The sequence below is a fragment of the Prevotella aff. ruminicola Tc2-24 genome, assembly GCF_900110895.1.
Lineage (GTDB): Bacteria > Bacteroidota > Bacteroidia > Bacteroidales > Bacteroidaceae > Prevotella.
In genome coordinates, this window is the sequence record NZ_FOIQ01000001.1 from 933,680 (window position 1) to 950,522 (window position 16,843).

Below are 16,843 nucleotides of genomic sequence, written 5' to 3' on the forward strand. Positions count from 1 at the left end.
GTTATAAAGATAGATGGCAAGACAGACAAACATATTAGATGTTCTAAACACTTCTCCGAGTGTAGCATTGCTGCGAGCAAGGAGCTGCAATATGATTATTGAGTTCTTCACTGGTGTCTTTGAAGATACCACTGCCATCTCACATGAAAATATTCATAGCCTGTTAGCTGATTTCCTCAATGATCATGGTGTTGAAGTTGATGAAGAAAATGACATTCTTTTTTCTGACACATACGAGGAGAAAGCGGCTAAATACGTCAAAAGGTGGACTGAAAATGGTTTCCTAACGAATTACAGGAATGAAGATGGTGAGATTTATTATGAGCTATCATCACATTCAAGTAAAGTTATTGATTGGCTATCTGGCTTAAAACGCGAAGAATATATTGGCACAGAATCAAAATTCAAGTCAATCATCACACAACTGCGCGAACTGGTTGAATATACTAGCGAGGACAGAGAAAAGCGACTACAGATTCTTGAAGACAAAAAGCTGGAGATAGAGCAACAGATACAACGTCTGCAAATGGGCGATGACGTTAAGATATTCGAAGAATATGAGATAGTGCCCCGATTCCAGCAAGTAAGCAAATTGGCAAAAGAATTGTTGTCTGATTTTAAGGATGTTGATGATAACTTCAAAAATATCATCAAAGATATCTATCAGAAACAAATTGATCCGACATTGAATAAAGGTGGTATTCTGCAATATACCTTTGATGCACTGGATGAACTGAAATCAAGTTCACAAGGAAAAAGTTTCTATGCCTTCTGGGAGTTCCTTCTATCGCGTGACATGCAGGACGAACTGGAGCAACTAATTAACAGTCTATTTAGTACACTTCAGGATAGGGATATAGCGAGCGATGACCGCTTCCTGCAGAACATGGTTTCTCACCTCTATGAATCAGGACGCAAGGTGTATCAGACCAACGACAAGATGGCAGACAAACTCAGTCATATCATACGTGAAAATGATGCTGTCCGTTCTGATGCAGCCAAGCGCATCGTTCAGGAAATCAAAAATTCACTTATAGAGATATCAAAGGCTAAAGGTAAGCCAGACATATCATTAACCGTCGAAGATGGATTGGATATCAATATTCCATTTGAAAGGAAAATCACTTTTGAACAAAGTGAAAGTACAGAATATAACCAGCAGCCAGAGAACTATGTGTTAGATTTTGACAGTTTAAATGAGATTGGCAAAGTCTTTAGTAATGTAATAATAGATCGAAAGGTTATTGAGCATAACTTAAGAGAAGTATTGAAAAATAAGGGACAGACTACCATAGCAGAAGTTGTTAGCCTGCATCCATTAAATCAAGGACTTCCTGAACTTTTTGCCTACTTCAGTGTCTTAAACCATTTCTCACATAAGACAATCAATGAAGACAAACAAGAGGCTATCATTTTTGACGAGAGCCAAAAGAAACGAATAATAATCCCTGAAATTATTGTGTCACAATGAACGAGATAAAACCATATTCTAAAGCAATTGTCTATCTGTTAAGAAAGACGGCAGAGAAATCTTCTCCTGTGTGGAACGACATACTTCTATACCAAAGCGAAATACAGGAATACCTATCTGTGATAGGGTTGGAGCTTATAGTAAAGAAAGACGAAGGTTTTGCTTTCGTTAAGCAAGTGGTATATGATGATGATACCACCATGAATCTTGTAACTCGGAGACAGTTGGGATTTGAAGTTTCTATAGTGGTTATAGTACTTAGACAATTGCTTGAAGACTACGACAGCAATCCTACAGAAACACAATCTTTAGACCGGATAATAACAACAAACGAGATAAAAGATGAAGTACGACTATTTCTACCAGAAAGTTATAATAAGGTGAAGTTGGAGAAAGATTTGGACACCTATATTCAACGAGTTGCCGAACTTGGGTACCTAAAAGAAGTGAAGCGAAACGGTGATGATGTGCGGTATAAGATACATCGCATTATCAAAGAAAAGGTGACGATAGAAGATTTGGATTTATTCAAGAAAAAACTATATGAGTATGCTGGCACAATATGATTTATTTACAACCAATCCTGGCACTACCGGTTATCGGTTGAGCTATATGGAAATATTCAATTGGGGAACATTCCACAATAAGGTATATCGAATTGAGCCACAAGGTAACAACTCATTGCTCACAGGAGCCAATGCTTCTGGAAAGAGCACATTGATTGATGCATTGCTGACACTGCTAGTACCTGCAAAAAAAAACAGATTCTACAACCAATCATCTGGTAATGAGAAGAAAGGTGACCGCACAGAGGAAACATACGTGCTCGGAAATTATGGCAACATTCAATCTGAAGGTGAAGCATCAACAAGGAAGCAGCAACTTCGAGACAAAAATTCCTATTCTGTAATCCTCGCTTCTTTCACCAACAACTTTAAAAACGTAGTAACTCTATTTCAGGTGCGCTGGTTTGTAAATGGAGAATTGAAATGCACGTTTGGCTTTTCTGCAAAAGCTTTGCATATAATAGACGACTTTTCTGCATTTGATTCCAAGGGCTATTGGAGGAAGACATTGGATAGAAAATACAACGTTAATGTGCCCAAGAAGCAGATTGAATTCTATGACACCATAAAGGACTACAAAGACCGCATAGTACACTCAATGGGCCTACGTTCAGAGAAAGCCCTGACGCTATTTAATCAGATTGTTGGCGTTAAGGTGCTGAATGATCTAGATGACTTTATTCGCAACAATATGCTTGAGCAACGTGATACAGAGGAAGAGTATAATCGTCTGAATGATAGTTTTGCAAGATTGATAGAGGCAAGGACTACTATTGAAAAAGTAAGTGAGCAAATTGTGCAGCTTAAACCGATTGATGAGAAAGCCCGACAGCTGGAAAATATTGCAAAAGCACTCAGTGAGTTGCAGACGACACGAGAAATGGCCGTGTATTGGTTCGCCAAAAAAAACATGGAACTGGCAAATGCCAAGTTGGTGGAACTGAATGAAAAGTTATCGAAACTAAATGAAGAACTCACAAAACTTAACGCTGACAAAGAGGATTTAAAAGGTAGAGAGCGTGCTTTATCTTTGGCTATTGAGAATGACAATGTTGGCCAACAGATAAAAACCTTAGAAAAAGAGATGCAGGGGCTTGAACGGACAAAGCAAAGTCGTCAGAAGAAGCTTGATGAGTATAACAAGAAAGTTAGAGAAGTCGGATTTTCAGAGAACCCTGCTGAAGTTCTGTTCTTAGAGAATCGTGAGAAGGCTCGAACAGAGAGGGATAATTGTGGAGCCACGTTGAATGAGAAGAACGAAGAATGGCGTCTGGCAAAAAACGAAGAAGAAAGAATTGGCGAAGCAATTACATCAAATATTGAAACGCTTAATACCCTACAAAAAAACAAAAACAATATTTCTGGTCGTGTGGCAGAAATAAGAGAGATGATTTTGCTGGAGGTTCATGCTAAACCAGAAGAAATACCTTTTATTGGAGAACTTATCAGAGTTAAGGATAGCGAGAAGGTATGGGAGACTTCCATAGAGAAGATACTACACAATTTTGCACTACGATTAGTCGTTCCTGAGAAGTACTATCGACAAGTAAGTCAGTTTGTGAATGGTCACGATTTGCAGGGCAGAATTGTATATCAACGTTATGAGAACACGACTTCATTAACCAGTTTCCAGTTCAGAGAATATAATGAGAACAGCCTAATTGAGAAGATTGAGTTCAACCCCAAAAGCATCTATTCGGAGTGGGTTAAAGATGTAATTATAGAGAATTACAACTATATCTGCGTGGATGATTTGGATGAGTTCTATCGCTATGGCGAGAAAGTTGTTACAAAAGAAGGACTCATAAAGTCTACCCATAACAAGCATGAGAAGGATGATCGTCCACAAATTAACCGTCGCGAGAATTATGTTTTAGGCTGGGATAATAAAGAGAAAATCGCAGCTATTAGGGAATTTGTCAAACAACTACAGGCAGAACAAAAAGATGCCATACAGAAAATACGAGGAATAGAAGCTAAAATTGCCGAAATCGGTAAACGCAAAGACATTTTCAATGATATTTTCAAACTATATACTAGGTTTGAAGAAATCAATTGGGAAGAAACAGCAAGAACTATTCAAGAGAAGAAGGAAGAGAAAGAGAAGTTAGAAGCTGCGAATAGTAAGGTAAAAGAACTGCAAGAACAATTACAGAAAGTACTAACAACTTTGAAGACGTTAGAGGATGTCACAATCAAGTCAAAGGATAGGGAAATCTATCAAATAGAACAAGTAGAATTGGTTGTGGCTAGTAAACGTCTAAAAGAAGCTCAATCTATTTTGAATGCGACAGGAGTAGTTGGGGTGTCTTCATTTGAAGAAAGCAATCCTGAAGTTCTTGGCATCAATTATGAAAATAGTGAAGAAAGACAAAAATCTTTTCAGTCAAATATAAAACAGCAAGAAGAGGGGAAAAAAGAAGAGAAGAACAGGATTGAACGCGAAGTTTCAGCCTTGATAACTCAGTTTAAGAATCCATCAGAAGAGATTCTGCAAAAGTATAGAGACTGGCGTTCTGATGTCCATACCCTTCCTGACGCACAAAACTTGCATCTTATCAGCGAATATCAAAAGTTTTATGAAAAACTGAAGAAAGAAGACTTGGTTCGACATGAGCAGAGATTCAATAGCTATCTACATGAAACGCTGACCAATCAGGTGTCTTCGTTCAGGATGTTCTTTGTTGGTTGGGAAAAGTCCATCAAGGATACTATTGAAATGTTAAACAAATCGCTTAAGGCTATAGATTTCTGTACTTCTCCTTCTACATATATCCAGCTGGTGAATTTCAAGAAAGCGAATGCTGATATTGCCGAATTTAGAAAAGAGTTGGAAAGTGCCATACCCAATATACGTGAAGTTGATTCTTCGATTGATGGCAGACGCAATCACTTTGAACAAAAAATACAGCCTCTCATCCAACATCTCCGAGACGAACAATGGCGTAGGAAGGTGATGGATGTAAGAAACTGGTACTCATACCGAGCAGAAGAATTCTACAAAGAAACAGAACAAAAGCGCAACGTATACGAAAGTATGGGTCAATTGTCTGGAGGTGAGAAAGCTCAACTTACATACACCATTCTTGGTTCAGCCATTGCATATCAGTTTGGTCTGACCAAAGACGGACTGCAATCTAATTCTCTTCGATTTATTGCCATCGATGAGGCTTTCAAAGCCCAGGATGAAGACAAAGCACGCTATTTGATTTCTCTCTGCAAACAATTGCATTTACAGTTGCTTGTGGTAACCCCTAGTGATAATATCCATATCGTAGAGGATGACATTTCTTTTGTGCATTATGTAGAGCGCAATGGCAATGAATCACGTCTGTTTGATATGCCTATTGAAGTCTTTAAAGAAGAACGCGAAAAATTCTTAGCCAATGATAACGCCAATTGAAATTAAAAAGAAAGCGGCAAATAAGTACAAGGCTTATTTACAGTCAATCGTTGAAGGTGAGACTTTCAACCCAATAGTCATTATTGGTGATAAGAAACCAAACGAGGATACCGTCAAATTTGAGGAAGAGTTGACTGAGTTAATTAGTTGCTCCAAAGAGAAGAAAGGATATGGATATTTTATCGAATACCAAACTGTAAAAACGAAAAGACATGGGATACAGGATATTCCAATATCTATCAGTTTCCAGAGCGAATTCGACTATCTTAAATATATCAATAAAGAAAAGGATACAGTAAAATTCAAGAAAGACATAACTAGCATTCTCTCATCATTTCCTGAACTGAAAGATTGGATTTGCAAATATCCTATTAAAGTGATAGAGAATGATTGGGAGAGTTTGCTCAAAGTATGCAAATATTTCAAGACAGTACCCCAACCACATCTTTATATTCGTGAGTTGCCAATACAGGTTCATACCAAATATATTGAAAGCAACACTGGAATAATACGTGAATTGCTTGATATAATTATAGCTGAACACATTAATGTAGATGAAAAGCAATTTGAGAGCCGCTTCAATCTTAAATTTGACGAAACATTAGTGCGCTTTCGAATATTAGACGAGGCCATTAGTCAGCAACTATTTGGGGGTATTGATGATATAAGTATTCCAATAAGTGAGTTTCAACATTTATCTCTTCCCATTCAGACCGTGTATATAGTGGAAAACAAAATGAATATGCTAACTTTTCCTGCTCAAAGTAATGGAATAGTAGTGTTTGGGAAAGGATTCGGTGTTGATATAATGAAGAATGTTGAATGGCTCAAGACGAAAAAGATCTATTACTGGGGAGATTTAGATGCTCATGGATTTCAGATCCTTTCAGAGATTAGGACTCATTTTGAGCAGGTGGAGAGTTTCATGATGGATAAACATACATTCGATTTGTTTTATGAAGGAGATAAAGGTACAGAAACAAACGTAGAAAAGGATTTGTGTCTTACATCTGAAGAAAATGAAATGTTCAAATATCTCAAAGAATACAATTTGAGGTTAGAGCAAGAGAAGATTCCACATGAATATGCTAGGACAAAGATTCCACAATAAAAAGAACAATAGTAACAGAAATAAAAACGTTATAAGAATATATGAGACTACCAATTAATATAGAAGAATTGCTCGGTGGACGGGCTGTAGAGGGTGACCGCATAGAGTATAAGACGGGATGGAATCCGGATGCTATCTACCGTAGCGTGTGTGCTTTCGCCAACGACTTTGACGAGACGGGTGGTGGTTATATCGTGGTGGGTGTGAAGGAGGTAAACGGTCGTCCTGTCCGTCCCGTCATAGGTATTGATCCCAATCAGATTGAGCCTATCGAAAAGGATATGGTGGGATTCAACAATTTGATGCAGCCTTATTATCAGCCACGACTGTATATCGAGGAGGCCGACGGAAAGACGATTCTGGTCATCAAGGTGTCGGCTGGCGAACGTCGCCCTTACAAGGTGCCTGACCAAATTACCGCCAGACAGAAGACATACAACTACTACATCCGATACAACAGTAGCAGCATTGTGCCCAAGGGTGAATATGAGCGCGAACTGATAAACCTAGCCAACCGTACGCCGTTTGACGACCGAGGGAACGACCAGATAACGCTGAAGGACATCTCGCCGCTGCTGCTGCACGACTATCTGGTGAAGGTGAAAAGCAGCCTTGCTAACGAGTCGTTGACAGAGAACATGGAATCGGTGTTGGAGCAGATGGAATTGCTGGAGCCAACACCTGAGGGATATAGCATCAAGAACGTGGCGGCCATGATGTTCGCAGAGCGTCCAGACCGTTTCTTCAAGCAGTCGCAGATAGACATTGTTGTTTTTCCCGAAGGACGAGAGAAGAATCCCAACAACATGATTGAAGTAGAGCCTATCAGGGGCAGTGTGCCAACGATGATAGAGAAGACATTGAGTTATTTGAGCACCAATGTCATCAAGAAACAGATACTGAAGCCCAAAGACCGAGAAGAGTCTGACAAGTTCTACAACTATCCGTATCAGGCATTGGAAGAGACTGTCGTTAATAGCCTGTATCACAGAGACTGGACGATTAGGGAGCCGGTAGAGATAACCATTGAGCCGGACAGAATATCGATTCTGAATTTTTCTGGGCCTAACCACACCATTCCGATGGAGGCCATTCGAGAGGGTAAGTCTCTCCGTTCACGCAGGTATCGCAATCGCAGATTAGGTGAATTCCTGAAAGAACTGGATCTGACAGAAGGAAGGGCGACAGGAATCCCAACGGTGCAGGAGGAACTAGAAGCCAACGGCTCGCCTAGGGCGACTATCGAGACTGACGAGGAGAGGACGTACTTCCTGATAGACATTCCTTGCCATCCAGAATTTGTGAAAGAAACGCTCTCGGTAGAACAAATTGGCGTAAAAGGTGGCGTAAAAGGTGGCGTAAAAGGTGGCGTAAAAGGTGGCGCAAAAGAACTATCTGATATTCAGGAGATTATTGTAAAAGAAATGCTATTCGACCCGTCTATTACGACCAGTGAAATGGCGCAAAAGACTGGCATAAAGTTCAGAACTCTCCAGCGACATATCTCTCAGCTTCAGGCAATGGGGATTGTTGTCCGCAAAGATGGTCGAAAAGAGGGTTATTGGGTAGTTGTAAAAAACAAATAGTCTTCTATTACAATGCCAGCCATTATAACAGATTCATTCGACTACAACGATATAGTCAGGGTGCTTGACCTTGATGAAGCGTTCGTGCATCATCAGATTGATGCGCTTCAGCCGAAGTATTGGCGTGTTGTGATAAAGACAAAGCCCAAGGGGCTGAAGATTTTCGCACCTGTGATGGTGAGCGGCAACAGGGGCATCGATTATATGATATACATGCTGAGTCGAGACTGGCAGATAACAAAGAAGCAGCGGTTGCTCGACTACATGTATTTCGGGGTATACCGCCAGACGGACGGCTTTCACCTTGTAGGCTTCATGTATCTTGATTCCAATCCTTTGGCAAAGCCGGAGAAAGCATTCTTTACCCCACACTTCTTTGACAGGTATAAGGAGAGGACTGGCTTGCCGATGGATATGCCAAAGATGGAGGTGATGAAGAATTGGATCATGAAGAATCTGCATCTCAACTCCGATGCGCAAGGCAATGAGAAATACCCCGATGGCATCTTCTGCGCTTATCCAAGTGGTGTCGCCTTAGGGAGAGAACTGCCTGACGGTAATAGCGAGATGAAGACTTTTATCACCTATGATATGCTGCGAGGAGAGCAAATTGAGAAAGGTGAAAACCAAAGCAGAGCTGCCAAGGTGCAGGAAGAGGAGGGTTTCAGGAACTGTAAGGAGTTAGTAGATAAACTTGTGAAATATGGCATACACCTATAAATATCCAAAGGAAGCTCTATTGGCTTATGGAAACATGGGGTAAAGGGGTGAGCGCAATTGGCGCATGATGTCAAGCAGTCGCTCTGCACTGCCGCTACGAAATTTAAGAGGGAGTGTTTTGAGTCGCTCGCTCTTCTGTAATGAAAAATGAGAAGCCTTGCAGACGAGTGAAGAGGTTTTCGTAGTTGATCTTTACTTGTGCCTCCATCTTCGCAAACAATTCTTCATTGTCCTCATCTGCCAGATGCATATACAGTGCATCGCCTCGCATAGGTGAATGTGGTGCGAAGGCCGTTCCTTTTGGAACCAAACACCTATCACCACCAGTAAATGGAGCCGCAAAATGAACCAAGTACTCCAGTTCTGTGTCCTCTGCCAGTTCAAAGACGTTCTCATCAATCTTCAATGCTTCAATCTGTTCCTGTGTAGCCATATCATTCTTTTTGGTGGCAAAAGTAGCACATTTTCATCAAAGAACCAAGGAAAATGAGTCCACAAGGCTTGTGATGATAACTTTTTCAGTTTTTTATGCTTATAATTGGGAAATAATTCGTATCTTTGTGGTCAGAATTTGGCAAATCAGAAAAGAGACACCTAAAAACCATAATATATGGACAAAATAGATTTTGTAGAACTTGCAACATTCTGTGTAAACAGATACAAAGAGACTCATACGGGTTCTGGAGAACGATATGAAGGGACTCTGTATGCCGCTATTTTTGACAATAATGAAGTACGTTGTTCGACAACGCCACATATATTGCGTAACGCCGAACAGTGTATTTTAATTCATCACAGAAGTCAGATTGCCATTTCTAATTGGTACTCATGGTATTTTGTCGAGTATATCAATACAGAAGGATGCGTGTGTGGTAGTAATTTAGACAATGGCTATTCGCTAGATATTAATGCATGGGGTAGCTTTGCAAACCAAGTAATGAGCTTAGATTATAATGGCTCTCACTTGTATTGGTGTGATGCCCCTTGGGATTTGCATCTCCCTCAAATTTGGGAATTGTATAATAGGATTAAGAATGTAAAATCAGAAAAAGAAATTAATCTTATTGTAGATCTCTTCAGTAAAGATGAGAAAATATTGAAATTGGAGAAAGAAATAGAGAATTTTACTTTTTCTAATCATCTTTTAATGCAGGAACGGAATCAATTTAGAAATCTATTGAAAGAGATCCGTGATATAGTAGAAAATAAGGGATAGAGTATTATTTGTATACAATACAATATAATAGAACGACCAAATAATATTGAAAAAGGTCTTATATGGGAGGATTATTAGCATTTAGAGTCGGCAATTTCGACAATACTGCAGAAAGAGAACAGTTCCGTTTTCTTTGTGAGAAGCTAAAGGCTCACTATGAGAATTCGAATGATTTCTGTGTGTTTGCTGGTAACTATAACATAGGATGTGAATTAGATGCTTTGTTTATAAAGAAGGACGCTATTATTGCTATCGAATTCAAAAACTATGGTGGAACTATTGTTGCCACAGAAAATGGTGAATGGAAATGCGACGGACAAATCATAAAAGGTGGTTCACGAAAGACAGTATTGCAACAAGCAAGAATAAATCACTCAATTGTCAAAAAAGAACTCAAAGCTTTAGGAGTGAATAGCAAGAACATAAAAGATGTACCGACTTTGGTGATATTTAATCAGCCCATTAAGCTGGAAAACCTGCTTTGTGCCACTACAAAATCTTGGCTTCATATAACTGACAACGAACATTTTATAGAGAAACTGGACGATATTACTTGTCCCCATACAGATCTTGATCCTTTGGGTATTGTGAATCTTGCCGAATTGTTAAACCTCAACTCTTTCTATCTGGCTGAGTTCAGCAATGCCAATTATGATAAACCAAAAACATCTCCAGAACAACTATCTGTTTTTGAAGATATAAAAATATACGAAGGACATTCTCACAATTCCATCAAACAAACAGAAATATCGCAAGATGACAAACAAGAGCATATAGATCTTCAAGAAGGAGATGTAGTCAATGAACAAGAAATACAAACTGAAGAGAGCGCCGCCCTTAAAGGTTTTGTAAAACAGATACTATCTTCTGTCTTAAAACTCTCTGATGCTGTTGTTACAGTGTGGGAAGGCATTTCTTTACAGTCGAAACTTGCAAAATATGGCATCACTATACATAATAAGTATTTGGTTAAGGTTGAGTCAACCGGGATAGGAACTCATTGCTCAAAACTCAGCAAATTTATTAATCATGAAGTAAAAGCAATAAACCCTGATGTTATTTGTTGGCAAGATGGTGATACGATAGATGAGTTACAAAAGAATACCGAACGGTCTAAAATCGTTTATGATAAAATGGATCATTCAGCCACAGATAATGGTTCCGTTAAGTTCCATAAATCTAAAACAATTATTCCGCACTGGCTTGATCTTGCTTTATTTAATAATCTCGGAGCCATCTATTCTCCAGAATACAAAAAATTTGAATATAATTTAGACACGGACTCTGAAGATATTAAAGTTTATTTAGGAACGTATTTCCCTCGAAGCTATGCGGAATCTTTTTGCATATTTGATGATTTGTTCAAATCTCATCAATATCTGGAAGTCCTGAAAAAAATGCCAGAAATTAACATTCTTGACTTTGGATGTGGTACAGGTGGAGAGTTAATTGGGTTGGTGGTTACACTTTCAAAACATTTAGCAGATTATAAAACAATAAATATTATTGCAATCGATGGTAATCATGAGGCTCTTATTGTTTTGAAAGAATTGGTTGGAGTGTTGTCATCGAATGTGCGTCACAATATATCACTCTTATGTGTAGAGAAGACTATTCAAAGCAAAAATGATTTGCAAATTGCAGATGTGCCAGTTTGCCATTTTATTTTAAATAGCAAGATGGTTTGCGAACTTATATCGAGAAAGAAAATCGAAGGAAACTGTTATTATACAATAGCCGATAGTTTATCGAGACTATTAGATGATGTCGGCATACTTTATATATTAGATGTAACGACGAAAGATGAACATTCAATGCTTTTCTATCCACAACTTATGACTCAAGGATTAAATGATTTCGTATCAAGTCACACAAAATATGCGACTCTCTTACCCTTGGCATGTGACAATTGGAAAGATTGTAGGGATGCATGTTTTATGCAACAAACTTTCATTGTTAGCCACTCAAGAAGAAGTGGTGATGAGAGCAGAGTTTGTTATCGTATCATTTGCAAAAAGACACTTAAAGACATTTTTATTCCCGATGACACCTTACTAAAAGGATGTTCTCATATAATTCATCCTCAGAAATATAAGCAAAATGACAATTCATCATTGTGTCCCAAAACTGCGAATGGAAATAGAGTAATTGATTCATATAACATAAAACTATAATATTATGCCAAGAAGAAGTTTTTACGTAAAAGACTCGGAACTTGATGATTATCAGGTAAAAGTTATTAACAGAAGGACTGATAAGTCTTTCATCGTCAAGGGATGTGCTGGCAGCGGAAAGTCAATTCTGGCTTTGTGGAAAGCTAAGCAGATTCAAGACGAAAATAGAGGGACATATATGTATGTTGTTTTTACAAAAGCTCTACGACAATACATGAATGATGGAATCCAACAAATTGGGCTTTCAGAGAGAAACGTGGTGAATTTTGATGCCTGTTTTTCATGGCTTAAAGATGATTTAGGAAAGTGGGAACGGGGATCATGGAAAAAAGGCACATACGACTATATTATTGTAGATGAAGCGCAAGATTTCTCGAAAGAGGATATTGAATTATGTAAATCAAAAGCAAAAAAAGCATTATTGCTATATGGGGACTCTGCACAGCAGTTATACAGCTTTATTCAGGACAAACAAACAGTTTCTATGGAAAAAATACGTGATATCACAGGTTTCCCAATGGAACAGTTGGTTTTTAATCATCGAATGCCAAAAAAAATTGCTAGAGTTGCGCAGTATCTAAACTCCGAGGATGATGATTTAGAAGGTCGTTGTACTGAAGAAGGAACAGATAAACCGAAAATTCTCGAATATCCCACACTGGAAAAACAATATGATGCCATCATTGATCTCATTAAAAATAAGCACATGGAAGATGTGGGTATTCTATTTAGGCAAAACGACGAAGTTGAGGAGGCATATAGCTATTTTCAAGAGCATGGCATGAATGTCGAAGCGAAATATGGAAGATTCATGGACTTAGACTTTAATTCGGACAATCCCAAGTTGATGACATATCACAGTTCGAAAGGACTCCAGTTTGAAAATGTCTTTTTACCAGATTGCTCGGTTGAAGATGAGGAAAACAGAAATCCTCTATACGTAGCCGTTACTCGTACTTATCGCTCCTTATTTATATTATATTCCGGAAATCTATCAAGTTTATTCGATGATGTGCCAGAAGACTTGTATGATACCTCTCTTGCTTCAGCCGGTCCTAAACTTAAACTTTAAATTATTCTCATCATGAAATTATATATTCCAACATGCACGTTGAATTTCAACAATATATTTTCAACCGAATCAATTTCTCCTAAAGCGTTCTATCAAAGAAGGGAATTCGGCAATAAACGATTTTATCCTGTCGAAGCCAACAGCCTCGATGGTGTAGTTCTTCTCTACTCTAAATATCCTCGATATGATGTGGAGGATTCAGAATTGGAGAACTATCCGATGGTTATTGAAATAGAAAGCGATGATTATCCTTCTGGAATTATCAAGAAACAGGTTTCACATTCTGGAGTAGAAGTATATGTTTCTGCTTCTACAATATATCTGAATCCTTTTCATACAAAAATTTACTTCGACAGTTATGCGGAACGACAAGGCGTATTAACAAAAGCGGCTCAAAGTTTGGAAAACAAGTTTGAGAAACTCTATGGCGCTAACCTTGTTGTCAAACCGCAAACGAAGAAAGGGTTCTTTGACAACGTCAAAGACCTCTTTTCCAAGAATGACAGCGATGAGTTCGAATGGGATTCTTCTTATTTGCCAACAGAGATAGACGCAGACATATCAAATATAGAACAAGACAGGAAGATAGACCGTATTAGAGGATTTGTCTATTGCTATCTGATTGGGGCAAATATGACAGTTAGTTCAGATGTTGCAGAATTGAAGTCACTGGCCAGAAGAATGCGTAATACACTTTCTGCTATCGTGAATTCACCAACCCACACTCCTTCTGAGTTACAAGATGAATCTCTGACAAAAGACATCAAGGAGTTTAATCGCATCTATTCTTCCATTGATGAAGATGCACTATATAATGCCAATATCATAGATATGCGGCTTAGTAGAAACCCCTTGAAATTGGAGAAACAAGACGTTATTGCATTGTTGGAATCACTTGACATCTATACGGAATTCTGCTCAAAACTGCATTTGAGAAGAGTATACGATGCCAACGACTTGTGGAAGTGTGTGGAGTTTTATTCTCCTGAATCATATAATACTGCCGTAGATACCTTGAATTCTGTTGTAAGGAAGATAGAACTTAGAAGCATTTCCAAAGGCCAGAAGAACGAAGTCAAAGAACTTGTTCGAATTGGCAATGATGGCAGCGTTAATGTGCTCGACAAAACGGTTAAGCCCGAATTCTATGATAGTTTACTTAATTCCCAAATAGGAAATGAGTATGAAGCTGTCAAGAACGAAAATGGGATTGACGAGCCCTTGGCAATTGCCTACAATGGAGGTAAAATCCTCCAACGGATATTAGGAGATAAATGGAATGAATCTAAATGGGCTAATTATATTAATGCCCTGTTGAGCCATCTGCAGGAGAGTTCCGCTTTTGACTTGTATTCTATAGACAATGATGTATTAAACTCTTTTGCGGCGTTCTGCCAAAAAGGTGACAATATAGATCGACTGTCTGAATATCTCGTACAATGCGGATTTAACAACTACCGTCTAGCATTCGGCTTGTATGGTGCAACACGTGGTTTCGCTTCTTTGCCAAAAACGTTTACTTCTACACTAATAAACGGAGATAGAGACTATTATAAGAGTTTTGTTCTGAATGTTTATCAACAGTTGTTTGGTGTTAGTATCTCAAATGCGGAATTCCCAACACAATCTAATTCTTTCGAAATTCGTGAAAGCAGCATTGGGACAACTATCATGGGAAATATTAGCAAGATAGAGACAAAGCCATCGAAACAAACTCAGGTTATTAGTGCTGTGAGTCAAGCACTTGAACTAGAGGATGCTGTGCAAAGTCCCAAGGCTTTTATGTACATTTTTGATAGTTTCCCAAACATTAAAAGAACAAAAGCATATAAGGCTTTAGAGAGTGCAGATTTTGAGCATGATACTACTCAATATACCCCAGAAGAGTTTCGTTCAAAAATTTACAGAATTATAGGGAAAGAAGCACTTAAAGGGCAAAAGGAAAAAGTAGATGCTGCAATAGAGTTAGAAGCAAAGCGACAGGACCCTAAGGCATTCCTTTACATTTTGGATAATTTCTTAAAACCGTCAGATTTGGCATATAAACGAATTGCCAAACTTGTTGACTCAAACTCCTCAGTGATAGGAGTAGCTTCATCTTCAACAAATGATACTGCAATACAACCGACTTCGAGACCTATCCTAACTGATGACAGATGGATTCCCGTATGCGCAAATATGATAATTGACGATAAAGCGAAGAAACGTTTCATTGTTGATATGGAATGGTTTGTGGATAATCACAATGAATGGTATGAAGACCAAAAGAAAGGGAAACAAAGGGGTATTTATGCTGGTTACGACAAATCAAACGAGAAAGTTATCGAAAGACTGAGAAAATACTTGGAAAACAAGTTACATCCAACAAACGACAAAATAATGTGGCTTGCTGATATTTATAGGAATATACCTATTGAGAAAATCGTAAGTTATTTACAGAGCATTTATGTCAGCAGATAAAACGTATATTACAACTGATAATGGCAGACAGGTAGAAGCTACAGCACCTGTTATTATATCTGCCAGCCGTTCTACAGATATACCAGCCTTTTATGCCAAGTGGTTCTTTAATCGCTTGGCAAAAGGCTATTGTGTATGGTACAATCCCTTCAACCAACAGCCAATGTATGTGTCGTTCAAGAATTGCAAAGTTATTGTGTTCTGGACAAAGAATCCTGCTCCTATCATCCCTTATCTGCCAGAACTTGACAAGAGAGGAATACACTACTATTTTCAGGTTACGCTGAATGACTATGAACAAGAAGGATTTGAACCTAATGTACCATCTGTAAAGTCGCGACTAAATACTTTTATTCAGTTATCAGAATTAATTGGAAAAGAACGCGTAATTTGGCGCTTCGACCCATTGATTGTAACACCGCAACTAACTACACAGATGATGTTGTCTAGAATAAGAGGATTACACAACTGCCTGAAAGATTATACAGAGAAACTTGTATTCAGTTTCGTTGACGTGAAAGCCTATCGAAAAGTACAGGCTAATCTTGTAAAAGAAACTTCCTTCTTTACCAAGGACGATGTAGAACAGGCTGAGATGACATACGAACAGCGGATGGAGATTGTCAGAGGATTAGTGGCAATGCGAGATATGTATCCCAAGCGAATTCAATTGGCAACATGTGCTGAGGACATAGACCTGGAACGATACGGAATAGAGCATAATCGTTGTATAGATGGCGAATTAATGAAACGTGTCTTTGCTGACGATGAAGAACTAGTCTATTACCTTCACACAGGCAAGTTGCCTGAGCGAGATATGTTTGGCGAGATACCGCCACTGCCACAGAAAACAAAAGACCTAAAGGATAAAGGACAGAGGAAAATATGTGGTTGTATGATTAGCAAAGACATTGGCATGTACAACACCTGTCGGCATTTCTGTGTTTATTGCTATGCCAATACTAGTAAAGAGGCGGTACTGAAGAATAAAGACAAACATAACGATGAAAGCGAAAGTATCATTGGATAGAATTGTTTCTGATCTTTAATAACAGGCAATTAAC

The 16,843-nt window shown here is 38.6% G+C and carries 12 protein-coding genes; 11 read left to right on the forward strand and 1 reads right to left on the reverse strand.

All coding sequences use genetic code 11. The features are described 5' to 3' along the window. Window positions 1–13 precede the first annotated feature (13 nt). The 6 genes from BMY63_RS03950 to BMY63_RS03975 are packed head-to-tail and all read left to right on the forward strand — an operon-like array spanning window position 14 to window position 8,857. Window positions 14–1,471, forward strand: a complete 1,458-nt coding sequence (locus BMY63_RS03950) for a DUF3375 domain-containing protein (protein WP_091914818.1) — start codon at window positions 14–16, stop codon at window positions 1,469–1,471. Beyond that, window positions 1,468–2,037 carry a DUF4194 domain-containing protein gene (locus BMY63_RS03955; protein WP_091914820.1) on the forward strand — a complete coding sequence of 190 codons (570 nt, stop codon included), beginning with the start codon at window positions 1,468–1,470 and terminating at the stop codon, window positions 2,035–2,037. The genes BMY63_RS03950 and BMY63_RS03955 overlap by 4 nt, the downstream gene beginning before the upstream one ends. After that, window positions 2,015–5,440 (forward strand): ATP-binding protein, encoded by a 3,426-nt coding sequence (locus BMY63_RS03960; protein ID WP_256218921.1) that lies wholly within the window; start codon window positions 2,015–2,017, stop codon window positions 5,438–5,440. Before BMY63_RS03955 ends, BMY63_RS03960 begins: the two co-directional genes overlap by 23 nt. Beyond that, entirely contained in the window at window positions 5,424–6,551 is a 1,128-nt protein-coding gene (locus BMY63_RS03965) for a Wadjet anti-phage system protein JetD domain-containing protein (RefSeq protein ID WP_091914824.1), read from the forward strand. The genes BMY63_RS03960 and BMY63_RS03965 overlap by 17 nt, the downstream gene beginning before the upstream one ends. Before the next feature lie 41 nt (window positions 6,552–6,592). Continuing rightward, on the forward strand, window positions 6,593–8,137 hold the full coding sequence (locus BMY63_RS03970) for an RNA-binding domain-containing protein (protein ID WP_091914826.1): 1,545 nt from the start codon (window positions 6,593–6,595) through the stop codon (window positions 8,135–8,137). A gap of 12 nt (window positions 8,138–8,149) precedes the next feature. Further along, complete coding sequence (locus tag BMY63_RS03975; protein ID WP_091914829.1) at window positions 8,150–8,857, forward strand: hypothetical protein; 708 nt, start codon at window positions 8,150–8,152, stop codon at window positions 8,855–8,857. 103 nt (window positions 8,858–8,960) lie between these two features. On the opposite strand, the gene BMY63_RS03980 is transcribed toward BMY63_RS03975, so the two are convergent. Then, entirely contained in the window at window positions 8,961–9,290 is a 330-nt protein-coding gene (locus BMY63_RS03980) for a hypothetical protein (protein WP_091914831.1), read from the reverse strand. 177 nt (window positions 9,291–9,467) lie between these two features. Between BMY63_RS03980 and BMY63_RS12170 the strand changes: the two genes are divergently transcribed. The 5 genes from BMY63_RS12170 (at window position 9,468) to BMY63_RS04005 (ending at window position 16,809) form a co-directional block, all read left to right on the forward strand. After that, window positions 9,468–10,073 (forward strand): hypothetical protein, encoded by a 606-nt coding sequence (locus BMY63_RS12170; RefSeq protein ID WP_143065709.1) that lies wholly within the window; start codon window positions 9,468–9,470, stop codon window positions 10,071–10,073. A 62-nt stretch (window positions 10,074–10,135) separates the two neighbouring features. Beyond that, entirely contained in the window at window positions 10,136–12,247 is a 2,112-nt protein-coding gene (locus tag BMY63_RS03990; protein WP_091914835.1) for an NERD domain-containing protein, read from the forward strand. Window positions 12,248–12,251: 4 nt separating this feature from the next. Then, complete coding sequence (locus BMY63_RS03995; protein ID WP_091914837.1) at window positions 12,252–13,319, forward strand: 3'-5' exonuclease; 1,068 nt, start codon at window positions 12,252–12,254, stop codon at window positions 13,317–13,319. A gap of 12 nt (window positions 13,320–13,331) precedes the next feature. Further along, window positions 13,332–15,779, forward strand: coding sequence for a hypothetical protein (locus BMY63_RS04000; RefSeq protein ID WP_091914839.1), 2,448 nt, complete (start codon window positions 13,332–13,334; stop codon window positions 15,777–15,779). Further along, entirely contained in the window at window positions 15,766–16,809 is a 1,044-nt protein-coding gene (locus BMY63_RS04005) for a DUF1848 domain-containing protein (protein WP_091914841.1), read from the forward strand. The genes BMY63_RS04000 and BMY63_RS04005 overlap by 14 nt, the downstream gene beginning before the upstream one ends. The last annotated feature ends 34 nt before the right edge of the window (window positions 16,810–16,843 follow it).